Origin of the sequence: Streptomyces sp. NRRL S-1022 (genome assembly GCF_000720135.1) — a bacterium.
Taxonomy (GTDB): Bacteria; Actinomycetota; Actinomycetes; order Streptomycetales; family Streptomycetaceae; genus Streptomyces.
The window spans coordinates 204,200-225,868 of the sequence record NZ_JOIU01000016.1; the positions used below are offsets into that span (position 1 = coordinate 204,200).

Consider the following 21,669-nt stretch of genomic DNA (forward strand, 5'->3'; position numbering starts at 1 on the left):
CGGAACGCGCGGCAAGGAACACGGGGGAAGAGGGGAAGAGGGGAGAGGCGATGCCTCGCTGGAACGCGCTGCCGGAGGATCTGGAACCGCAGATCGAGGAATTCACCGGCCGGTTGCGGCGGTTGGTGGACGACAGCGGCCTGAGCATCGCGGCACTGGCCGACCGCACGGGCTACGGCAAGACGTCCTGGGAACGCTATCTGGGCGGCCGGCTCCTCGCGCCCAAGGGCGCGGTCATCGCCCTCGCCGAGGCCACCGGCACCGACCCCGGCCACCTGACCACCCTGTGGGAGGTGGCCGAACGCGCCTGGACCCGGGCGGAGCTGCGCCACGACCGCACGCTCACCGCGGCCCGCATCACGGCGGCCCGCGCGGCACTGGGAGACCTGGTGACGACACCGGAGCCCGCCGGCGGCACGGAAACGGACCCGGCCGGTGACACGTCCGTGGACGCGGCCGGCGGGCCCGCCGGGGAACCGGTCGGTGATGCGGTTGCGGGGCGTGCGGGCGGCGCGGCCGAGCGGGCGGGCGGCGGCTCACCGGGTGGTGCGTCCGCGGAGGCGGGCGGCGGTACGTCCCTCACGTTGGCCAAGGGTGGTGGCGGAGGTGCCGCCGCTGCCCCGCCGGCGATCCCCGCCCAGCCGGCGGACTCCGACGCCGGCATCCAGGACAGCGTGCCGCCCGGCTGGGCAGCCGCCCGCCCGGCCACGGCGTCCGGCGGGGGCACCGGCTCCCGTACCGGCGCCGACGGCGCCGGCGCGCCCCCCACGAACTCCTGGGGGCTGGCCGGTTACCGGGGCCCCTCGCAGGCGACCGCCCGTCCCGGTACCCGGCCGCCCACCGGCCCGGCCGAGCCCGCCCGTCCCGGTACCCGGCCGCCCACCGGCCCGGCCGAGCCCGCCTGCGCCGACGCCAGGACCCCGGCGGGCACCCCCGCCGGCACCGTCCGGGCACCCGGCGCCACCACCCCGGCCCCGGGCACGCCCGCCCCCGGCGCCACCGGACCCCGGGAGGCGCCCGCCGCGTCCGCCGCAGCCCGCCGGGCCGCGCGGCGCCAGCAGGTCGCGATGTTCTTCGCGGGGCTGGTCGGCGCGGGTGCGCTCATCGCCGGGGTCTTCTACGTCACCCACGGGGACGGTGCCGGGCGCGGGAGCGCGGGTGCGTCGCCCTCCCCGTCGGCGTCCGCACTGACGAGCCCGCCCCCCGGTGTGAAGTGCGCCGGAGCCGCCTGCACCGGCAAGGACGCGGAGTCCATGGGGTGCAGCGGCGAGCTGGTGTCGACCGCCAAGACCGCCACCGTGGGCACGACCACCCTGGAGGTCCGCTACAGCAAGGCATGCGGCGCGGCCTGGGGCCGGATCACCAGCGGCGCACCGGGGGACACCGTACGGGTGACCGTGGGCAAGGACCGCCGGACGGGCGACATCACGGCCGCCGGGGACACCATCGGATACACCCCGATGATCGCCGTACGGAACCCGGCGCAGGCCAGGGCCTGTGCCACGCTCGCCACGGGACAGACGGGCTGCACGGAGTGACGGGCCGCGCCGTCTGAGACGGAAGGAGGGGGAAATTCCGCTGGGGCGGCATGACAGGCCGCATCCTGGGCACGCGATACGTACCCCCACGGGAGTCCGGTACGCCGGCATCCCCCCTCGGCGGCCGTCTCCGTCCCCCCTCTCCCGGACGGGCGGCCGCCGCTCCGTACCCGCTCCCGGCGCCTCCGGCACGGCGATACGTCCTGCTGATCCCCTTGTGGGGTGAGCCACAGGGCCCCGGACGTCTCACCTGCCGGATGCGCGATAGCCTGACCGCTGGATCTCTCTTGATGCCAAGAGATCGATCATCCGCCCGGGGCAGGGACGCCCCACCGCCAGCTGTCATACGGAGAACGCCATGACCCGCACTCCCGTGAACGTCACCGTCACCGGCGCGGCCGGCCAGATCGGTTACGCCCTGCTCTTCCGCATCGCCTCCGGCCAGCTGCTCGGCGCGGACGTGCCGGTCAAGCTGCGCCTCCTGGAGATCACCCCGGCCCTGAAGGCCGCCGAGGGCACGGCCATGGAGCTGGACGACTGCGCCTTCCCGCTGCTCCAGGGCATCGAGATCACCGACGACCCGAACGTCGCCTTCGACGGCGCCAACGTAGCCCTCCTGGTCGGCGCCCGCCCGCGCACCAAGGGCATGGAGCGCGGTGACCTGCTGGAGGCCAACGGCGGCATCTTCAAGCCGCAGGGCAAGGCCATCAACGACCACGCCGCGGACGACATCAAGGTCCTCGTCGTCGGCAACCCGGCCAACACCAACGCGCTCATCGCGCAGGCGGCCGCGCCGGACGTCCCGGCCGAGCGTTTCACCGCGATGACCCGCCTGGACCACAACCGCGCGCTGACCCAGCTCGCGAAGAAGACCGGCTCCACGGTCGCCGACATCAAGCGCCTGACCATCTGGGGCAACCACTCCGCCACCCAGTACCCGGACATCTTCCACGCCACCGTCGCCGGCAAGAACGCCGCCGAGGTCGTGAACGACGAGAAGTGGCTGGCCGAGGACTTCATCCCGACCGTCGCCAAGCGCGGTGCGGCGATCATCGAGGCCCGTGGCGCGTCCTCCGCCGCCTCCGCCGCGAACGCCGCCATCGACCACGTGCACACCTGGGTCAACGGCACCGCCGAGGGCGACTGGACCTCCATGGGCATCCCCTCGGACGGCTCCTACGGCGTCCCGGAGGGCCTGATCTCCTCCTTCCCGGTCACCTGCAAGGACGGCAAGTACGAGATCGTCCAGGGCCTGGACATCAACGAGTTCTCCCGCGCCCGCATCGACGCCTCCGTCCAGGAGCTGGCGGAGGAGCGCGAGGCGGTCCGCGGTCTCGGCCTCATCTGATCCGACGTCTCGTCCGATCCGACGTGGTGTCACCCGGCGCCGGTGCGCTATAGTTGATCACGCACCGGCCGCCGGGAAACCGGCACCAGGTGATGCGTTGGTGGTCCAAGGAAAGACGCCCCGCTTCCTGCGGGGAGATGCAGGTGCAAGGCCTGCCCGGCGCTCCACACACGAAGTCCCCTTCCGCAGTCGCGGGAGGGGACTTCGTCGTATCCGGCCCTAGCCTAGACTCCGCCGCCGCACTTCCTGGTCAAACTCGTTGGCATCGCTGCACGTCAGCAGCTCGGCCGGAAGGACTTCCGGAGGTCTGGGCCCCGCATGTCGTGGTACGACTCGCGATGTCGGCCGAACGAGTGCAGTCTGGAATCAAGGGTTGCCTCACGGCGCAGCGCGAGGTGAGGCGCGGACACAGCGGAACGCCGGCGTCATTCCGCCGGAATCGCGGACGCTGTGTGCATAGGGCTGATGTCTTGATTTCCCTGAAGATGAACGTGCCTGCCGATGGCTGCCTGACGGCCGCCGTGACCGCGCAGAGGTAATCAGCGCGGCGACGCTTTCAACAATCGCGGCGGAGCGCCTTACAGCTCTATCTCGCGCAGGATGCGGCGCTCCTTACGGTTCCTTCCGAAAGCGAAGTGAATGCCGAAGCGGCGCACATCGAGCCGGGCCCAAGATCCGAGAGGTTGGGCGATCATGACGAAAAGTCGACGCGGGCTGGTAGCTCGTGGAGCGGCGATTCTAAGTGCCGCACTGATCAGCGGGCTCTTTGGGCTCACGAGCCCTTCTCAGGCGCAAACCGGATCCCAGTTCACCGATGCCGAGCGCAATGCCGTTCTCGCCCGGCACAACCAAGAGCGCCAAGCGGTCGGCGTGCCACCTTTGGTGTGGAGTAACCAACTCGCCGCCGATGCGCAGGCCTGGGCCAATCTCGGAACGGGGCAGCACAGCGATCCCAAACAGGGGCAAAGGCCTGCCGACCAGAACGAAAACCTGTACCAAGCCTGGGGAACCCCCACTCCCCCCCGTGACTCCATAGCCCGTGATGCGGCGGCTTCGTGGGCCAGCGAGAGGCAGTACTACGACGCCGATCCCAACAAGAAGATCGATCTGGCCCATGCGGTCAACGACCAGGATCCGGCGAAAAGAACCAATGTGTACAGGTGGGGCCATTACACGCAGATGGTGTGGTCATCCACCAGGGAGGTCGGCTGTGGGATAAAGCAGGGTGCGCCCAAGCCCAACGGATGGTTCGTGGTGTGCCGGTACCGCCCCGCAGGCAACATCGATGGACAGACGCCCTATCCGCCCGGACAGGCATCGCCCCCTACAAAGCGAATGGCAACGGTGGCCGGTGAGGATGTGGACGTATACAACGTCAAGAATGAGCCGGACGGTGCCGGGCGGGTGATCGGCATCCTGCGCGTCGGGCAACAAGTGCAGCTCGTGGGAAGCTGTGCGCCGGAATCCGGACGGTGCCGGGCGGGTGATCGGCATCCTGCGCGTCGGGCAACAAGTGCAGCTCGTGGGAAGCTGTGCGCCGGAATCCGCCCACGGCTCTGATCAGCTCGGATGCCGTGGGCTAAGCCCATCAGGGCCCGCCGCGCCACACTCCCGTCTTTCGGTCGCAAGTGGCGGCGCGCCCGAGCCGCTGTCGGACTCCCCGTGCTGATCTACTCTCAGCTTGGGAAGCTAGGCGCCCCGGAGCAGGTCGATGCCCACCCGGTCGGTGTCCTCGGACCGCCCGTTCAGCCGGTGGACCACGACCCAGCGCCCGTCCGTCATCGCCCCGGCGAACACGGACGCGTCCCGGGTCGCGCCGTTGTGCCAGTACAGCGGCCCGGCCGACTGCCAGCCGACGGCGGGTTCGCCCAACCGCCGCTCCACCAGCAGCCGTACGACGAGATCGGCGACGGCGCGCGGGGTCGCCCACAGGCCGCCCGCCGGCAGGATCGCCCCGTCCATCGTCCACGGCCTGCGCCGCGCACCCGGCAGCAGGCCGGGCGCGGCCAGCCGCTGCCCGGGAGCCGGGCGGGCGGTCACCCCGGTGACGTCCAACGGCCGCAGCACATGGGCGTCCAGCAGTTCCTCGTAGGCGGCCCCGCCCGCCGCGGCCAAGGCCGCGCCGAGGACGGCGTACCCGAGGTTGGAGTACTCCTCCTCGCCCGGCGGCCGTACGGTGACGGTGTCCAGGGTGCGCACCACCCGCAGCAACTCCGCCCGGTCGAAGGGCGCGTACGGGTCCCGGCGGCCCAGGCGCGGGGGCAGCCGGGGGAGTCCCGAGGTGTGCCGGGCCAGGTGGAGCAGGGTGATGCCGGTGCCGGGCGGCGCCGGGAGCCACCGTTCGACGGGGTCGTCGAGACCGAGCACGCCCGCCTCCGCCATCCGGGAGAGCACCGTGCCGGTCAGCGCCTTGGTGAGGGACCCGATCTGCACGTGCCGGTCCACCGCGTGCCCTCCGGTCACCCGCGGCGGGTCCGCGTCGGTCAGCACACAGGTCGGGATACGGCGCACGGTGGGTCCTCTCGGTCGGCAACTGCCTTCGACGCCAAGGATTCTCCGTCCCGGACCCGGCCCCGCCGACGCGTTCAGGCCACCGGCTCCCTGGCCGCGGGCGTGCCGGGGGCCGTGCGGGACGGGCGGCCGGCGGGGCGGTAGCCCGTCACGACCAGCAGCGTCGCCAGCAGGACCACCGTGCCGACGGTGCGCAGCGCCGGGCCCATCCCGCTCGCGAAGCCGGGGTGGCCCGCCAGGGCCGTGCCGGCGACCGCGACCCCGAGGGCCGCGCCGATCTCCCGGGCCGAGGTGCCGAGTCCGGAGCCGAGGCCCGCCTGGTGCGGCGGGAGGGACACCACCACGCCCAGGGTGAGGGCCGGCATGGCGAGGCCGGTGCCCACCGAGATGACCAGCAGCCAGCACGCGTACAGCGGGTACGGCGTGTGCGCGTCCGCCGTGGACGCGGCCAGCAGGCCCAGGCCGATCAGCGCGAGCCCGGTGCCGACGACCGGGCGCGGACGCGCCGACCAGCGGGCCGCGAACTTCGGGACCAGGGCCATGCCGACGATCAGCGGCACGATCGCGATCCCCGTCACCGCGGGCTGGAACCCCTTGACCTCCTGCAGGTACTGCGAGTTGACGAAGAACAGCGCGAACAGCCCGAAGAAGCCGGTCGCCAGGCCCAGCGTCGTCGCGCGCAGCCCGCCGGAGCGGAAGACGCGCGGGTCGAACAGCGGGGCGCGGGAACGCAGGGCGTGCACGCTGAAGGCCGCCACCAGCAGAGCGCCGACGCCGAACGCGGTCAGGATGCGCGCCGACGTCCAGCCCTGTCCGGGGCCCTCGATGATGCCGAACAGCACGGCCACCAGGCCCCCGGTGAGCAGCAGGGTGCCGGCCGGGTCGGGGCTGCCGTGCGCGGAGCGGGCGGTGCGCGGGGTGGTCACCGCCACGGCGGCGGCGAGGACGCCCGCCAGCGGCACCATCGCGGCGAACAGTGCGCGCCAGGACAGGTACTGGCCGACCAGGCCGCCGCCCAGGTTGCCCGCCATGCCGCCCAGCCCGATGGCCAGCGTCCAGGACGCCATCGCCTGGGCCCGGCGCTCGGGCCCGGCCAGCTGCACCAGGATGGACATGGTCGCCGGGGTGATCAGCGCGGCCCCGGCGCCGGACAGGCCGCGGCCGGCGATCAGCAGCGCGGGCCCGGGGGCGAGCGCGCTGGTAGCGGCGCCCGCGGCGAACAGGGCCAGGCCGGTGAGCAGGGCGCCCTTGCGGCCGTACCGGTCGCCGAGCGCGCCGGCCGGGATCAGCAGGCCCGCGAAGGCGATGACGTAGGCGTCGACCGTCCACAGGATCTCGCTGTGCGAGGGGTGCAGGGCGGACGAACCCAGTTGCGGTATCAGCAGGTTGATGGCGGCGACCATGCTCTGCGCGACCAGTACGCAGGCGCACAGGGTCAGCAGGGTCGGGCGTTTCAGGGCGTGCGTGGGCACGGCTCCTCCCGGGAGCTGGTGGTGGTGTGGGATGCGCTCCCACCGTAGGCTCGCCACCGACCTGCCTTCCAGTGCAACTTTTGCAAGGGATACCTGCACATGACGCAATCCACGGGCCTGGACCTCAATCTGCTGGTCGCGCTGGACGTGCTGCTGGAGGAGGAGAGCGTGCAGGGAGCCGCGCGCCGGCTGCACCTGTCCGAGCCGGCGATGAGCCGCACCCTGGGCCGGATCCGCAAGGCGCTCGGCGACCCGGTGCTGGTCCGCGCCGGCCGCCGGATGGTGCCGACCCCGCACGCGCTCGCGGTGCGCGCCGAGGTCGGCGCGGTGGTGGAGCGGGCCCGCGCCCTGTTCGCGCCGAACCGGGACACCGACCTGCGCACGGTCACCCGCACCTTCACGGTCATCGGCCACGACGCGATCGCCGCCACCCACGGCGCCGCCCTGTTCGCCCGCGCCGCCCGCGAGGCCCCCGGCATCCGCCTGCGCTTCCTGGGCGAGAGCCACGTGGACGCCCCGTTCCTGCGCCAGGGCACCGCCGACCTGGAGGTCGGGGTGATCGACTCGGTCTCGCCGGAGGTGCGGGTGGAGACGGTCCACGAGGACCGCATGCTGGGCGTCGTACGGCCCGGACACCCGCTCCTGGACGGCGAGTTGACGCCCGAGCGGTTCGCCGGGGCGGCGGGCCACCTCATCGTGTCCCGGCGCGGCAGGCAGCACGGGCCGGTCGACGACGCCCTCGCCGGACTCGGCCTGGAACGGCGGGTGGTGGGGAGCGTCGGCACCTATCCGGCCTCGCTGTTCGTGCTGCGTGAGACCGACCTGATCGGGCTGGTCAGCCAGTGGGGCCGGCCGCTCGCCGACGCCCTCGGGCTGGTCGCCTTCGAGATCCCGCTCCGGCTCCCCACGGTGCGGCTGGGCTTCGCCTGGCATCCGCGCCACGACGCCGACCCGGCCCACGCCTGGCTGCGCGGCTGTGTGCGGGAGCTGATGACGCGGCAGTCAGCCGTGCTGTGACTCGTGCTCCAGGTCGGACAGGTCCACCGAGTCGCGCGGGGCGGGGGTGTGGGACGGCACCGGCTTGCCGTAGTCCGAGACGCCCGCCGTCCGGTCGGTCCCGTCGCCCTTCTGGTCGGACCTGACCAGCCGGTGCGGACGGTCCACCGTGATGTACACGGTGGTCGGAACGCCCTCCTCCTCGCCGCGCAGCCGGTACACGTCCACGCCGCCGAGCCTGGTCCGTCCGTCCACGGAGGTCACGTCCACGGTGATGTCCTTCTGGAAGGCCTTCAGGTCACAGGCGTCGGCGAAGTCCTTGAAGGCGCTCTCGTCCGTGCTGCCGTGCACGTAGCGGTCGCGGACGAGGTCGGCCGTCTCGTTCCCGTCCCCCGGGAGCTGGGACTTCCAGTAGTCCCAGTCGGCCTTCATCCACACCTCGTCGTCGCGCTTGACGATGTCGAAGCTGCCGCCGTTCGCGCCCATCCGGAAGGAGGCGACGCAGTTGCCGCGGCGGTCCAGGGCCATGTCCATCGACGCGAGCCCGTCGCGGTGCCCGGACGCGGTCCGGTCCGTCAGCGTCAGGCGCAGCGAGTGGGCGTCCCGCAGGTTCCGCTCGGCCTCCCGGCCGAGCGCCTGGGCGCCCGGATCGCCGGTGCCGTCGGCCGTGGCCGCCGTGGCCAGGGCCGGAGGGAGGGCGGGGGAGAGGACGAGGAGTGCGCTCACCCCCGCACGGATCAGGGATCTTCCGGCCACCGCGCACCTCCGTGATCGCCCCAAGCACCCCCTTACAGCCTAGTTTTGTCCGTTTTCGACCGCATTTTCAGTGACGCGGCGCACTTTCGGACACCGATTGCGCATGCAACGCGAAGGCCCGGGGCAGGCGGCGACGGTCCCCACGCGAGACACCCGTGTGACGCAGGGGCACCGAACAGGAACGGAAGGCGACACCGATCATGCCGCACAGAACGGAACGACAGGCCCGGGCAACCATCCACGCGGACGGCGAGTGGCTCGAAGCGGTCTCCGGCGCCACCCGGGAGATCCTCGACCCCGCGGACGCCCGCCCCTTCGCCGTGGTCGCCGAAGGTGACGAGAAGGACGCGGAGCGCGCGGTCGCCGCCGCCCGGCAGGCCTTCGACCGGGGCCCCTGGCCGCACACCCCGGCCGCCGAGCGTGCCGCCCTGCTGCGCCGCGTCGCCGACCTCCTGGTGCGCGACCGCGAGGCCCTGGGCCTGCTGGAGAGCCGGGACGCGGGCAAGACCGTCGAGGAGGGCCGCGTCGACATCGACTGCGTCGCCGACGCCTTCCGCTACTTCGCCGACCTGGTCGCCGCCGAGGCCCCGGGCCGGGTGGTCGACGCGGGCTCGCCCGACATCCACAGCGTGGTCGTCCACGAACCCGTCGGCGTCTGCGCGCTGATCACCCCGTGGAACTACCCCCTCCTCCAGGCCAGCTGGAAGATCGCCCCGGCGCTCGCCGCCGGCAACACCTTCGTGATCAAGCCCAGCGAGATCACCCCGATGACGACGATCGCGCTGATCGACCTGCTGGCCGAGGCCGGTCTCCCCGCCGGCGTGGCCAACCTCGTCACCGGCCCCGGCCACACCGTCGGCGCCCGGCTCGCCGAGCACCCCGACGTCGACCTGGTCTCCTTCACCGGCGGCCTGGTCAGCGGCACCAAGGTCGCCCAGGCCGCCGCGCCCACCGTCAAGAAGGTCGCCCTCGAACTCGGCGGCAAGAACCCCAACGTCGTCTTCGCCGACGCCTGCGCCACCGAGGAAGGCTTCGACACCGCCGTCGACCAGGCCCTGAACGCGGCCTTCATCCACAGCGGCCAGGTCTGCTCGGCCGGCGCCCGCCTCATCGTCGAGGAGCCGGTCCGCGAGCGGTTCGTCGCCGAACTGGCCCGCCGCGCCGCGAAGATCCGCCTCGGCCGCGGCACCGAGGACGGCGTGGAGTGCGGCCCGCTCGTCTCCGAGCAGCAGCGCGCCAAGGTCGAGGCGTACGTCGCCTCCGCGCTGGCCGAAGGCGCCGTACTGCGCTGCGGCGGCAAGCGGCCCGAACCGTCACCGCAGCGCCCGGAGGCCGGCTTCTTCTACGAGCCGACCGTCCTCGACGCCTGCCACCGCGAGATGAAGGTCGTCCGCGAGGAGGTCTTCGGCCCGGTCCTCACCGTCGAGACCTTCCGCACCGAGGAAGAGGCCGTGTTCCTCGCCAACGACACCGAGTACGGCCTCGCCGGCGGTGTCTGGACCAGCGACCCCGGCAAGGCCCGCCGCGTCGCCGGCCGGCTGCGCCACGGCACCGTCTGGATCAACGACTTCCACCCCTACCTGCCGCAGGCGGAATGGGGCGGCTTCGGCAGGAGCGGCACCGGCCGCGAACTGGGCCCCGCCGGACTCGCCGAGTACCGCGAGACCAAGCACGTCTACCAGAACCTCGCCCCGAAGCCCGTCCGCTGGTTCGCCGGCTGACCCCGAGCCGGCCGATCCCGGAGCCGGCCGATCCCCGAGCGGGCCGGCCCCCGACCCCACCGTCCTGGAACACCCCGGAGTAGCACCCCCATGTCCCACACCCCCCATGTCTACGACTACGTCGTCATCGGCGGCGGCACCGCGGGATCCGTCATCGCCTCCCGCCTGACCGAGAACCCGGACGTCACCGTCGCCGTCATCGAGGGCGGCCCGAGCGACGTCGACCGCGACGACGTCCTCACCCTGCGCCGCTGGATGGGCCTGCTCGGCGGCGAACTCGACTACGACTACCCGACGGTGGAGCAGCCCCGCGGCAACTCCCACATCCGGCACAGCCGCGCCCGCGTCCTCGGCGGCTGCTCCTCGCACAACACCCTCATCTCTTTCAAGCCCCTGCCCTCCGACTGGGACGAGTGGGAGGCCTCCGGCGCCAAGGGCTGGGGCGCCGTCCCCATGGAGGCCTACTTCGCCCGCCTGAAGAACAACATCGTCTCCGTCGACGAGAAGGACCGGAACGCCATCGCCCGCGACTTCGTCGACGCCGCCCGGTCGGCACTCGGGGTACCCAGGGTCGAGGGCTTCAACCACAAGCCCTTCACCGAAGGCGTCGGTTTCTTCGACCTCGCCTACCACCCCGAGAACAACAAGCGGTCCTCGGCGTCGGTGGCGTACCTGCACCCGGTGATGGACGAGCGGCCCAACCTGACGATCCTGCTTGAGACCTGGGCGTACCGGCTGGAGCTGGACGGCACCCGCGCCGAGGGCGTGCACGTGCGCACCAAGGACGGCGAGGAACTGCTGATCCGCGCCCGCAACGAGGTCGTGCTGTGCGCGGGCGCCGTCGACTCCCCGCGGCTGCTGCTGCACTCGGGCATCGGCCCCGCGCAGGACCTCCGGGCGCTCGGCATCCCCGTCGTGCACGACCTGCCCGGCGTCGGCGAGAACCTGCTCGACCACCCCGAGTCGGTCATCGTCTGGGAGACCCACGGGCCGATCCCGGAGAACTCCGCGATGGACTCCGACGCGGGCCTGTTCGTCCGCCGCGACCCCGGACACGCGGGCCCGGACCTGATGTTCCACTTCTACCAGATCCCGTTCACCGACAACCCGGAGCGGCTGGGCTACGAACGCCCGCGGTACGGCGTCTCCATGACCCCGAACATCCCCAAGCCCAAGAGCCGCGGGCGCCTCTACCTGACCAGCGCCGACCCGTCCGTGAAGCCCGCCCTGGACTTCCGGTACTTCACCGACGAGGACGACTACGACGCCCGGACCCTGGTCGACGGCATCCGCATCGCCCGCGAGATCGCCAAGACCGAACCCCTGGCCGGCTGGCTCAAGCGCGAGGTCTGCCCCGGCCCCGAGATCCTCGGCGACGCCGAGCTGAGCGAGTACGCACGCAAGGTCGCGCACACCGTCTACCACCCGGCCGGCACCTGCAGGATGGGCGCCGCCGACGACGAACTCGCCGTGGTCGACCCGGAACTGAGGATCCGCGGTCTCGACGGCATTCGCATCGCCGACGCGTCCGTCTTCCCCACCATGACCGCCGTCAACCCGATGATCGGGGTGCTCATGGTCGGGGAGAAGGCCGTCGACCTGATCGGAGGTGACCCCCGATGACTCTCACCGTCCCCACGCGCAAGCCCCCCACCACGACCGAACCCGTCTTCTCGGTGTCCGGCCTGTGGAAGGTCTTCGGACCCAAGCCGGAGCGGATTCCCGCCGACCCCGGGCTGGCCACGCTCGACCCCGCCGAACTGCGCTCCCGCACCGGCTGCACCGCCGCCGTCCGGGACGTCTCGTTCGACGTCCGCAAGGGCGAGGTCTTCGTCGTCATGGGCCTGTCCGGCTCCGGCAAGTCCACCCTCGTGCGCTGCCTGACCCGCCTGATCGAGCCGACCGCGGGCACGATCTCCATCGACGGCGAGGACGTCCGCGCGATGGACCGGTCCCGGCTGCGCGAACTGCGCCGGCACCGGGCCGCGATGGTCTTCCAGCACTTCGGCCTGCTCCCGCACCGCACGGTCCTCGACAACGTCGCCTACGGCCTGGAGATCCAGGGCGTCGGCAGGTCCGAACGCCGCGAGCGGGCCGCCGAGTTCGTCGCCAAGGTCGGCCTCGAAGGCATGGAGAAGCGCCGCCCCGACCAGCTCTCCGGCGGCCAGCGCCAGCGCGTCGGCCTGGCCCGCGCGCTGGCCGTCGACCCCGAGGTGCTGCTCTTCGACGAGCCGTTCAGCGCCCTGGACCCCCTCATCCGGCGCGACATGCAGGAAGAGGTGGCCCGCCTGCACCGCGAGGAGGGCCGCACGATGGTCTTCATCACCCACGACCTCAGCGAGGCCCTCAAACTCGGCGACCGCATCGCCCTCATGCGCGACGGCCGCGTCGTCCAGCTCGGCACCCCCGAGGAGATCGTCGGCTCCCCGGCCGACGACTACGTCCGCGAGTTCGTCCGGGACGTCCCCCGCGAGCAGGTGATGACGGTGGGCACGGCCATGCGCCCGGCCACCGCCGGCGAAACGGCCGAGGGTCCCGCGGTGCGCCCGGAGGCCACGGTGGCCGAGGCCATCGAGGCGGTGGCCCGCGCCGGCACCCCGGCCCGCGTGATGGACCAGGGCCGCTGCCTCGGCGTCGTCGACCACGAGCACCTGCTCGGCGTGGTGGCGGGCGTGGAGCCGGCCGCCACGGACCCGGAGGCCGCCACGACGGCGCCCGTCCCGGAGGAAGCGGTACTCGCCCCGCGCGGCCAGGCGAGCACGCCCGGCCCCCGGACCACCCCGGAGGCCGTCTGATGGCAACGCTCGGCATCCCTGCCCTGCGCACCGGCAAACCCCGCGTCCTCAGGAGCAGAGCCGCGGGCAAGCTCCTGCTGCTCGCCCTCGTCGCCGCGGTCCTCGCCCCCTGGGCCGCCGCCCACTGGCCCGGCACCGGCTGGCCCCACGAGCTGACGGTCCACCTGGACAAGCCCCTCACCGCCGCCAGCGACTGGGTCATCGACAACCGGGACAGCCACCCCCTGTTCCTGTACTTCTTCGGCTACGTCAGCAACGCCGTCATCCTGGCCGTCCGCGGGGTGTACCTCGCCCTCCTCGCCGCGGGCTGGGCCGGTGTCACGGCCCTGGGCGCCCTCACCGCCTGGCGCCTCGGCGGCGTCCGCCTGGCCGCCGGCACGGCGACCGCGTTCCTGGCCTGCGGCGTGCTCGGCATGTGGGTGCCGACCATGCAGACCCTCGCGCTCATGGTCGTAGCGGTCCTCGCCTCCGTGGTCGTGGGCGCGTTCCTCGGTCTCGGCGCCGGTCTGTCCGACCGCCTCGACCGCGCCCTGCGACCGGTCCTGGACACCATGCAGGTGCTCCCGGCCTTCGCCTACCTCCTCCCCGTCGTCCTGGTCTTCGGCATCGGAGTCCCCGCGGCCGTCCTCGCCACCGTCGTGTACGCGGCCCCGCCGATGGCCCGCCTCACCTCGCTCGGCCTGCGCGGCGCCGACCCCGAAGTCCTGGAGGCCGTGGAGTCGCTCGGCGCCACCCGCCGCCAGCGGCTGCTGACCGCGCGCATCCCGCTGGCCCGCAAGGAACTCCTCCTCGGCCTCAACCAGACGATCATGATGGCGCTGTCCATGGCCGTGATCGCCGCCGTGATCGGCGCCGGCGGCCTCGGCGACCGCGTCTACCAGGCGCTCGCCTCCGTCGACGTCGGCGCGGCCCTCGCGGCCGGCATCCCGATCGTGCTGCTCGCGGTGGTCCTGGACCGTGTGACCGCCGCCGCCGGGGACGGCAAGACGCGCACCCGGACCATCGGCCGGCCGTACGCCCTCGCCGTCACCGTGGCCGTCGCCCTCGCCGCCCGCCTGCTCGGCGCGCTCGACTGGCCCGCCGGCTGGTCCCTGGACATCGCCGAACCGGTCAACCGCGCCGTCGACTGGATGACCGCCCACCTGTACTCCGGCGTCCCCGTGATCGGCGGCACCGCCGACTGGGCGGGCCACTTCACCACCTGGATCCTGGACCCCGTCCGGGACGGCCTGCAGTGGCTGCCCTGGTGGTCGGTGCTGCTGGTCGTCGCCGTGCTGGCCTGGCTGATCGGCACCTGGCGCACCGCGCTGACCGCCGTCCTCGCCATGGCCGCGATCGGCGTGCTCGGCGTGTGGGAGCCGTCGCTCGACACCCTCTCCCAGGTGCTGGCCGCCGTCGCCGTCACCCTCGTCCTCGGCTTCGCGACCGGCATCGCCGCGGCCCGCAGCGACCGGGTCGAGCGGGCGCTGCGCCCGGTCCTGGACGTCTTCCAGACCATGCCGCAGTTCGTGTACCTGATCCCGGTCGTCGCCCTGTTCGGCGTCGGCCGTGCCCCCGCCGTCGCCGCGGCCGTCGTCTACGCCCTGCCGGCCGTCGTCCGGATCACCACGCAGGGTCTGCGCCAGGTCGACCAGGCCGCTCTGGAGTCGGCGCGCTCGCTCGGCGCGACCGGCCGCCAGCAGCTGTGGCAGGTGCAGCTGCCGCTGGCCCGGCGCGCGCTGCTGCTCGCCGTCAACCAGGGCGTGGTCCTGGTGCTGGCCGTGGTCATCATCGGCGGTCTGGTCGGCGGCGGAGCCCTCGGCTACGACGTCGCCTTCGGCCTCGCCCAGGGCGACCTGGCCACCGGTCTGGTCGCCGGTGCCGCCATCGTCTGCCTGGGCCTGATGCTCGACCGGGTGACCCAGCCGACGGAACGCCGCCCGGGGAAGGGAGCCTGACATGCGCCGTCGTACGACCCTCCCGGCCGCCGTCGCCGTGCTGGCCCTGGCCACCGGCTGCGGCGCCGCCGACATGACCAAGCAGGCCTCGCCCTTCGCGAACGCCGGGGGCACCAAGTCGGTCACCCTGTCCGTGCAGTCCTGGGTGGGCGCGCAGTCCAACGTGGCCGTCGCCCAGTACATCCTGGAGCACAAGCTCGGCTACCGCGTCGACACCGTCCAGGTCGACGAGGTGCCCGCGTGGGACGCGCTCAGCCAGGGCCGCGTCGACGCCCTCCTGGAGGACTGGGGCCACCCGGACCAGGAGAAGCGGTACGTCACCGACAAGAAGACGATCACGCCCGGCGGCGACCTCGGGGTGACCGGGCACATCGGCTGGTTCGTGCCGACGTACCTCGCCAAGGAGCACCCGGACATCACCGACTGGCGGAACCTGGACAAGTACGCCTCGCTGTTCCGCACCGCGGAGAGCGGCGGCAAGGGCCAGCTGATGGACGGCTCCCCGTCCTACGTCACCAACGACAAGGCGCTGGTGAAGAACCTGAAGCTGGACTACCAGGTCGTCTTCGCCGGTTCCGAGGCCGCGCAGATCACCCAGATGAAGCAGTTCGCCAAGGAGAAGAAGCCCTTCCTGACGTACTGGTACTCACCCCAGTGGCTGTTCGAGAAGGTGCCCATGACGGAGGTGAAGCTGCCGCCGTACAAGGAGGGCTGCGACGCGGACCCGGCGAAGGTCGCCTGCTCCTACCCGCACACCCCGCTGCAGAAGTACCTGAACACGGACTTCGCGAAGACCGGCGGCAAGGCGGCGGCCTTCCTGAAGCGGTTCCGGTGGACGACGGAGGACCAGAACGAGGTCTCCCTGATGATCGCCGACCGGAAGATGGACCCGCAGGACGCGGCGAAGAAGTGGGTGGACGGCCACCCCGACGTGTGGAAGAAGTGGCTGTCCTGACCCCGCTCACCGCGTCAGGCCGTCGGCGATCTCCCGCAGTGCCGCGGCGGCACGCCGCTGGAGGCCCGGCCCGAAGGTGACCCGGGTGGCCCCGAGCCCGCCGAGCGCGGCCGGCCCGGGGCCGTCCCCGTCCAGCCGGGCCAGGGCGTTCAGCGGACCCTGGATCCCGGCCCGCAGCAGCGGCAGCACCGCCGCGGGGGCCAGGATCGGGTACACGCAGTCCGCGCCCGCCGCGACGTACAGCGCGGCCCGCTCGATGGCCCGCTCCGGGTCGCCGTCGCCGTGCAGGAAGACGTCCACGCGGGCGTTGACGAACAGCCGGTCGGCGGCGGCGGCCCGCACCCGGGCGAGGTAGCCGGCGTGCTCGTGCTGGTCCTTGAGGACACCGCCCGCCGAGTCCTCCAGGTTGCAGCCGACGGCACCCGCCTCCAGCAGCCGCCCGACCAGTTCCTCCGGGGCGAGCCCGTACCCGTCCTCGACGTCCGCCGACACCGGCACGTCCACCGCCCGGGTGATCCGGGCGACCGCCGCGAACATCTCGTCGGCGGGGGTGGCCCCGTCCTCGTACCCGAGTGCTGCGGCCACGCCCGCGCTCGGCACGGCCAGCGCCGGGAACCCGGCGGCCGCGCACACCCGCGCGCTCGCCGCGTCCCACGGCCCGGGCAGCACCAGCGGGTCGCCCGGGACGCGCCCGCGGTGCAGGGCGCGGAACTCCGCGGCCCGGTCCCGCGCCGGGCTCACGTGTGCTGCCCGGGCCGGTAGTGCCCGGGGGTCATCCGGAAGGTCACACCGAACCGGTTCCAGGCGTTGATCACCGTGATCGCGGCGACCAGCTGGGCCAGTTCGGCCTCCTCGAAGTGCTCGGTGGCCCGGGCGTACACCTCGTCCGGCACGAAGCCCTCGGTCAGCACGGTGACCGCCTCGGTCAGCTCGATCGCGGCCAGCTCCTTCCCGGTGTAGAAGTGCCGCGACTCCTGCCACGCGCTCAGCTGCACGATCCGCTCGACGCTCTCGCCGGCCGCGAGGGCGTCCTTGGTGTGCATGTCGAGGCAGAACGCGCAGTGGTTGAGCTGCGAGGCGCGGATCTTGACCAGCTCGTAGAGCTTGGGGTCCAGGCCCCGCTTGGCGACGCTGTCCAGGCGGATCATCGCCTTGTAGACGTCGGGGGCGTGCTCGGCCCAGCCCAGACGCGGGGCCTCTTCGGTGGCGTATGCGGCGGTTTCCTGTGCAGTGCTCATGCCGTCGACCCTAGGAGCGAGGCAGCCCAGGAGTATGGTCCATTTCCATGGCGAGTTCCTGGGCCACTTTGGGCGTCGACCTGCACCTCGAACCGAACGGGACGGGCGGTGTGCGCCGAGGTCTGACCGACGCCCTGCGCGACGCGGTCCGCTCCGGCCGGCTCACCCCCGGCAGCCGGCTGCCGTCCTCGCGCTCCCTCGCCGCCGACCTCGGCCTGGCCCGCAACACCGTCGCCGAGGCCTACGCCGACCTGGTCGCGGAGGGCTGGCTCACCGCCCGGCAGGGCTCCGGCACCCGGGTGGCGGACGGCGGCCCCCACGGCCCCACGGCGCCCCCCGCGCCCGCGCCACCCCACCGCACCCCCGCCCTCCCGCGCCACGACCTCGTTCCCGGCACCCCCGACCTGGCCGCCTTCCCGCGCACCGAGTGGCTCAAGGCCGCCCGCCGGGCCCTGGCCACGGCCCCCTTCCACGCCCTCGGCTACGGCGACCCGCGCGGCCGCCCCGAACTGCGCACCGCCCTCGCCGGCTACCTCGCCCGCGCCCGCGGCGTGCGCACCGACCCGGACACCCTCGTGGTCACCGCGGGCTTCTCGCACGCCCTGGCCCTCCTCGGCGAGGTCCTGCGCGCCCGCGGGGTGCGCACGGTGGCCGTGGAGTCGTACGGCCTCGACGTCCACCGGGCGCTGCTGCACACCGCGGGCCTCGCCACGCCCCCGCTGCCCTACGACGACCTCGGCACGGACCCCGGCGAGCCCGGCGCGGCCGGCGCGGTCCTGCTCACCCCCGCCCACCAGTTCCCGATGGGCGTGCCCCTGCACCCCGACCGGCGGGCCGCCGTGGTCGCCTGGGCCCGCCGCACCGGCGGGCTGATCCTGGAGGACGACTACGACGGCGAGTTCCGCTACGACCGCCAGCCCGTCGGCGCCCTCCAGGGGCTCGCCCCCGACCGGGTCGTCTACCTCGGCACGGCCAGCAAGTCGCTCGCGCCCGGGCTGCGGCTGGGCTGGATGGTGCTGCCGCCCGCCCTGGCCGCGGAGGTGGCCTCCGCCAAGGGCCGGGCGGACACCGTCGGCGCGCTGGAGCAGCTCACCCTCGCGGAGTTCCTCACCTCCGGCGCGTACGACCGCCACGTCCGCGCCTCGCGCCTGCGCTACCGCCGCCGCCGGGACGCCCTCGCCGCCGCCGTGGCCGCCCGGGCGCCCGAGGTCCGGGTCACCGGCATCGCCGCCGGCCTGCACGCGGTCCTGCGCCTGCCGCCGGGCACCGAGGAGTCCGTGGTCCAGGCCGCGGCCTGGCAGGGCCTGGCCCTCCACGGCCTCTCCTTCCACCGCCACCCGCAGGCCGTCACGGAGCCGCTGGACGCCCTGGTCGTCGGCTACGGCACCCCTCCGGACAGCGCGTGGGCGGGGGCGCTGGAAGCGTTGTGCCGGGTGTTGCCCTAGGGGTCCCGGAAACCGGCATTTGCCAACCGCAGGGGGGTTGTAAAGGAGGACCGAACAGGAGCATATTCTTTTGGCGCCCTCGGGGGGGGCAGCGTGTTTTTTCGCGGGGGTGGGTATGGGGCGCAACTTTCTCACCACACGAACCGAACGTGTCCGCAGGCATGTTCGAACCCACCTTTCGCGCGCTCTGGTCGGTTCGGTCAGTTCCGTCGCCGTACTGGCGGGATTCCTGTCGGCGGCCGGCGTGGTGTGGCCCCTGTGGACCTATGTGGTGTTGTGCATCGCCGGCTCGCTCGTCTTCCTGGGCGCGTTCGCCGTGCCGCCCGCGCGGTTGCGGTACGTGGTGCTCGCCGCCAGTTACACCGATTCCGAATTGGCGCCGCGACGCGCGTCCTTGCGGGAAGTCATGCCGGGGGCGCCGGTACGCCGGGTGGCGTCGGCCGCGGTGGACGATCCGGTGTATCTGGGGGGTCTGCGCGCCCTGCTTCCCTCCGACGCGCCATTGATCGTCGTTCCGAGCGGCTCGCGGGATCTTCCCGACCCGGGTGAATTGCCGATTCCGATTCGCGCGAACCGCAAGGGCTACTCCTTCGTGCAACTCGACCGCTCCGCTCTCGGCGTTCCGGTTCCCGGCGTCACCTTCGGCAGGGAACTGCCGGCCGGCGCCCCGGACGGGGACCACTCGGGTGCCGTCCGCGATCTCACCTACGCCGCGCGGCTGGCCGCCGCCCTGGCGGAACCCGGGGACGCGGTCCCGCTGCTCGTGCCGGAGCACTGCGTCGACGCCCGCCGGCTCGCGGAACACGACGTCGTCGTGATCGGCGGCCCCGACGTCAATTTCTGGCACGCCGCCCTGTACGAGACGGTGTTCGCTTCTTTCGCCACGCCCACCAGCAGCGTCCCCCTGGCGATGGGCATGCGGACCGAACGAAAAGGCGTGGCGAACTACGGATCGACCTACGTGCACGTGAATCTCGACGGTCTCGCCGGTGTTTTTCCCCTGGCCGAATCCGATACATACGACATCGACGACCGCCTGTATCCTGCGTATGGGATGATTCTTGCCTGCCGGAATCCGTTCGCCGCGGCGATGGGAAAGTCCCACTGGTGCACGTTCGTTGCAGGACTCACTTCGGTCGCCACGGCGGGAAGCGTCGGCGCCCTCGCCGAAATTCTGCACATCATGCGCGCCGACCCGGAGCGCAACTTCCACAGCCCTGTCCCCACGGCCGGCCGGAACGTCCGGGCGAATGTGTCGGCATTGCTCTGCCGGGTGGTGGAGGTCGAATACCCGATCATGCGCCGGGACGGCGTACTGGTGCCGAGACAGCGGCACGCCCTGCCGGCGGAGGGCCGGGATCCGCACCACGGTTCTTCCGGAATACCCACGAAGACCGAGTACCTCGATTTCCGGGGTGCGCGGCCACTCTGGCGCGATGTGACAGCCGATCAGTGAAACCCGGGGGGCGATGGGATGATGCACTTACCGGAGAGCTGCCAGGTGGCCGTCGTCGGATCCGGCATCGCCGGGCTGACCCTGGCGCGCGAACTCGCTCTGTCGGGCGTGCGGTCCTGTGTGGTGCTCGAAGCCGGACCGGCCGGCGACCTCCGCCACAAGAACAGCCTTCCCGGGGACATCGGGCTGCGCCTGTGGCACACCGCCGCGGCGGACCCCTACTTCACCCGGTCCTGGTCCAGCGACCGCCCACCCCACTTCCACCGGGCCTCCGGTATCCGGCGCCGGGTCGGCGGCCGCTCGCTCTACTGGCACGGGGTGTGCCTCCCGATCGAGAACGACGTGCTGCGCGCCGGTGCGTGGCCCCCGTCGGTCGTCGGCGCCCTGGGTTCCGTGAGCGGCGGCGGGCTGTACGCCGACACGGCACGACGACTGGAGGACTGGCTCGGCGAGCCGCTGGACTCCTCCCGGGGGCCGCTGGAGGCCGCCGTGCTCAAGTGGCTGCTCTCCCAGGGCTATTTCGCCCGGACGGTGCCGCAGGCGGCCCGGTTCGACCGCGCCACCGGCATCCGCGTCCCGTACTCCCCGGTCGAGCACTGGCTCGGCGAGGAGGCGGCGGGACTGCCTCCGGTGCACGCGCGGTGCGAGGTCCTGGAACTGGCCCCGACGGCCTCCGGCCGGGTGGCCCTGACACTGGACCTCGCCGGGAGCCGGCGGGTCCTCGTCGCGCACCGCGTGTGCCTCGCGGCGGGCACCCTGCCGACCACCGTGCTGGCGGGACGCCTGATGATGCGGGTGGCGGGGACGGACGAGTGCCGCCTGGGAGGACTGAACGACCACATCGTGCAGGGGTTCACCGCCTCCGTGCCGCGCCGCGTGCTGGCCCTGCCGCGACTTCCCGGCGAAGCGCTCTGCTACGTCCCGCGGACCGACCCCACGGAATCCAACCTCTTCCTGGACGTCACGGAGACCTCCGATCCCGACCGGGTGCTGCTCACCGCGTGGACCATGGGCGAGCAGATGAGCGGCGACTCGGCGGTACGAGTCCCCAAGGACCCCCGTGCCCCGGCCGTCGTGGACGTCCGGTTCGGCGCGCGGGACCACCGGGTGATCAGCCGTCAGACGCGGCAACTGCGCGACCTCGCCGAGCGGTTGGCGGGGAACCCGGTGCTCACCGGGGAGTGGCGTTTCGCCGCGGGTTCACCGGAGTACCTCCCGGCCCGCACCCGGGCCCGGGCCCATCGTGGCGACGGCGACGGCATCGCCTTCTTCCCCTACGTCTACCCCCTGGGCAGCGTGGACCACGAGTCCGGCACGCTCCCGCTCGGTTCCCCGGTCGCCGACGACTTCGGAGCCCTGCGGTGCCTGCCGGCCGTCCGCGTCGCGGGCCCCGCCGCCTTTCCCCGGTCCGGTGCGGCGAACCCCTCGCTGACCACCATGGCCCTGGCCGCCGGACAGGCCAGGGCCACGGCCTTGAGTCTGTGACCACCCGCGACACGAC

General features: G+C 72.9%; 17 protein-coding genes. 12 read left to right on the forward strand and 5 right to left on the reverse strand.

The window, feature by feature from the left end; translation table 11 throughout:
* Positions 1–50: 50 nt before the first annotated feature.
* The 3 genes from IG05_RS0123855 to IG05_RS45615 all read left to right on the forward strand — a co-directional run bounded on the left by IG05_RS0123855 (position 51) and on the right by IG05_RS45615 (position 4,446).
* A complete protein-coding gene (locus IG05_RS0123855; RefSeq protein WP_030345609.1) occupies positions 51–1,538 on the forward strand; it encodes a DUF2690 domain-containing protein in 1,488 nt (495 codons plus the stop codon).
* 358 nt (positions 1,539–1,896) lie between these two features.
* A complete protein-coding gene (locus IG05_RS0123860; RefSeq protein ID WP_030345610.1) occupies positions 1,897–2,886 on the forward strand; it encodes a malate dehydrogenase in 990 nt (329 codons plus the stop codon).
* Between the two features lie 693 nt (positions 2,887–3,579).
* Entirely contained in the window at positions 3,580–4,446 is an 867-nt protein-coding gene (locus IG05_RS45615; RefSeq protein WP_158839002.1) for a CAP domain-containing protein, read from the forward strand.
* Positions 4,447–4,575: 129 nt separating this feature from the next.
* On the opposite strand, the gene IG05_RS0123870 is transcribed toward IG05_RS45615, so the two are convergent.
* Entirely contained in the window at positions 4,576–5,397 is an 822-nt protein-coding gene (locus IG05_RS0123870; RefSeq protein ID WP_030345612.1) for a serine hydrolase domain-containing protein, read from the reverse strand.
* A gap of 74 nt (positions 5,398–5,471) precedes the next feature.
* Complete coding sequence (locus IG05_RS0123875) at positions 5,472–6,869, reverse strand: MFS transporter (RefSeq protein ID WP_030345614.1); 1,398 nt, start codon at positions 6,867–6,869, stop codon at positions 5,472–5,474.
* 99 nt (positions 6,870–6,968) lie between these two features.
* Here IG05_RS0123875 and IG05_RS0123880 point away from each other — a divergent pair, with 99 nt between their 5' ends.
* Complete coding sequence (locus IG05_RS0123880; protein ID WP_037814534.1) at positions 6,969–7,886, forward strand: LysR family transcriptional regulator; 918 nt, start codon at positions 6,969–6,971, stop codon at positions 7,884–7,886.
* On the opposite strand, the gene IG05_RS0123885 is transcribed toward IG05_RS0123880, so the two are convergent.
* Entirely contained in the window at positions 7,872–8,621 is a 750-nt protein-coding gene (locus tag IG05_RS0123885) for a hypothetical protein (protein ID WP_037814536.1), read from the reverse strand. The two genes, IG05_RS0123880 and IG05_RS0123885, sit on opposite strands and share 15 nt — an antisense overlap.
* A 200-nt stretch (positions 8,622–8,821) precedes the next feature.
* Between IG05_RS0123885 and IG05_RS0123890 the strand changes: the two genes are divergently transcribed.
* The 5 genes from IG05_RS0123890 (at position 8,822) to IG05_RS0123910 (ending at position 16,029) form a co-directional block, all read left to right on the forward strand.
* The gene (locus IG05_RS0123890) at positions 8,822–10,342 is read left to right on the forward strand and encodes an aldehyde dehydrogenase family protein (protein ID WP_030345619.1); all 1,521 of its coding nucleotides are present in this window, start codon (positions 8,822–8,824) and stop codon (positions 10,340–10,342) included.
* Positions 10,343–10,432: 90 nt separating this feature from the next.
* The gene (locus tag IG05_RS0123895; RefSeq protein WP_030345620.1) at positions 10,433–11,965 is read left to right on the forward strand and encodes a GMC family oxidoreductase; all 1,533 of its coding nucleotides are present in this window, start codon (positions 10,433–10,435) and stop codon (positions 11,963–11,965) included.
* Positions 11,962–13,137, forward strand: coding sequence for a quaternary amine ABC transporter ATP-binding protein (locus IG05_RS0123900; RefSeq protein ID WP_030345622.1), 1,176 nt, complete (start codon positions 11,962–11,964; stop codon positions 13,135–13,137). Before IG05_RS0123895 ends, IG05_RS0123900 begins: the two co-directional genes overlap by 4 nt.
* On the forward strand, positions 13,137–15,074 hold the full coding sequence (locus tag IG05_RS0123905; RefSeq protein ID WP_030345623.1) for an ABC transporter permease: 1,938 nt from the start codon (positions 13,137–13,139) through the stop codon (positions 15,072–15,074). The genes IG05_RS0123900 and IG05_RS0123905 overlap by 1 nt, the downstream gene beginning before the upstream one ends.
* A 1-nt stretch (position 15,075) precedes the next feature.
* Entirely contained in the window at positions 15,076–16,029 is a 954-nt protein-coding gene (locus IG05_RS0123910; protein ID WP_030345624.1) for an ABC transporter substrate-binding protein, read from the forward strand.
* Positions 16,030–16,035: 6 nt separating this feature from the next.
* Here IG05_RS0123910 and IG05_RS0123915 read toward each other — a convergent pair whose 3' ends face one another.
* Both IG05_RS0123915 and IG05_RS0123920 read right to left on the reverse strand, forming a co-directional pair.
* On the reverse strand, positions 16,036–16,770 hold the full coding sequence (locus IG05_RS0123915) for an isocitrate lyase/PEP mutase family protein (protein ID WP_030345625.1): 735 nt from the start codon (positions 16,768–16,770) through the stop codon (positions 16,036–16,038).
* Positions 16,767–17,267, reverse strand: coding sequence for a carboxymuconolactone decarboxylase family protein (locus tag IG05_RS0123920; RefSeq protein ID WP_030345626.1), 501 nt, complete (start codon positions 17,265–17,267; stop codon positions 16,767–16,769). The genes IG05_RS0123915 and IG05_RS0123920 overlap by 4 nt, the downstream gene beginning before the upstream one ends.
* 47 nt (positions 17,268–17,314) lie before the next feature.
* On the opposite strand from IG05_RS0123920, the gene IG05_RS0123925 reads away from it, so the two are divergent.
* From IG05_RS0123925 to IG05_RS0123935, 3 genes are all read left to right on the forward strand, one after another.
* Positions 17,315–18,712 (forward strand): PLP-dependent aminotransferase family protein, encoded by a 1,398-nt coding sequence (locus IG05_RS0123925; RefSeq protein ID WP_030345627.1) that lies wholly within the window; start codon positions 17,315–17,317, stop codon positions 18,710–18,712.
* A 115-nt stretch (positions 18,713–18,827) separates the two neighbouring features.
* Entirely contained in the window at positions 18,828–20,168 is a 1,341-nt protein-coding gene (locus tag IG05_RS0123930) for a hypothetical protein (RefSeq protein ID WP_158839004.1), read from the forward strand.
* Between the two features lie 18 nt (positions 20,169–20,186).
* The gene (locus IG05_RS0123935) at positions 20,187–21,653 is read left to right on the forward strand and encodes a GMC oxidoreductase (RefSeq protein WP_107051402.1); all 1,467 of its coding nucleotides are present in this window, start codon (positions 20,187–20,189) and stop codon (positions 21,651–21,653) included.
* Positions 21,654–21,669 lie beyond the last annotated feature (16 nt).

Coding starts and splice junctions, on each gene's coding strand:
- IG05_RS0123855 (WP_030345609.1), top strand. CDS start 51: ATGCCTCGCTGGAACGCGCTGCCGGAGGATCTGGAACCGCAGATCGAG.
- IG05_RS0123860 (WP_030345610.1), top strand. CDS start 1,897: ATGACCCGCACTCCCGTGAACGTCACCGTCACCGGCGCGGCCGGCCAG.
- IG05_RS45615 (WP_158839002.1), top strand. CDS start 3,580: ATGACGAAAAGTCGACGCGGGCTGGTAGCTCGTGGAGCGGCGATTCTA.
- IG05_RS0123880 (WP_037814534.1), top strand. CDS start 6,969: ATGACGCAATCCACGGGCCTGGACCTCAATCTGCTGGTCGCGCTGGAC.
- IG05_RS0123890 (WP_030345619.1), top strand. CDS start 8,822: ATGCCGCACAGAACGGAACGACAGGCCCGGGCAACCATCCACGCGGAC.
- IG05_RS0123895 (WP_030345620.1), top strand. CDS start 10,433: ATGTCCCACACCCCCCATGTCTACGACTACGTCGTCATCGGCGGCGGC.
- IG05_RS0123900 (WP_030345622.1), top strand. CDS start 11,962: ATGACTCTCACCGTCCCCACGCGCAAGCCCCCCACCACGACCGAACCC.
- IG05_RS0123905 (WP_030345623.1), top strand. CDS start 13,137: ATGGCAACGCTCGGCATCCCTGCCCTGCGCACCGGCAAACCCCGCGTC.
- IG05_RS0123910 (WP_030345624.1), top strand. CDS start 15,076: ATGCGCCGTCGTACGACCCTCCCGGCCGCCGTCGCCGTGCTGGCCCTG.
- IG05_RS0123920 (WP_030345626.1), bottom strand. CDS start 17,267: ATGAGCACTGCACAGGAAACCGCCGCATACGCCACCGAAGAGGCCCCG.
- IG05_RS0123925 (WP_030345627.1), top strand. CDS start 17,315: ATGGCGAGTTCCTGGGCCACTTTGGGCGTCGACCTGCACCTCGAACCG.
- IG05_RS0123930 (WP_158839004.1), top strand. CDS start 18,828: ATGGGGCGCAACTTTCTCACCACACGAACCGAACGTGTCCGCAGGCAT.
- IG05_RS0123935 (WP_107051402.1), top strand. CDS start 20,187: ATGATGCACTTACCGGAGAGCTGCCAGGTGGCCGTCGTCGGATCCGGC.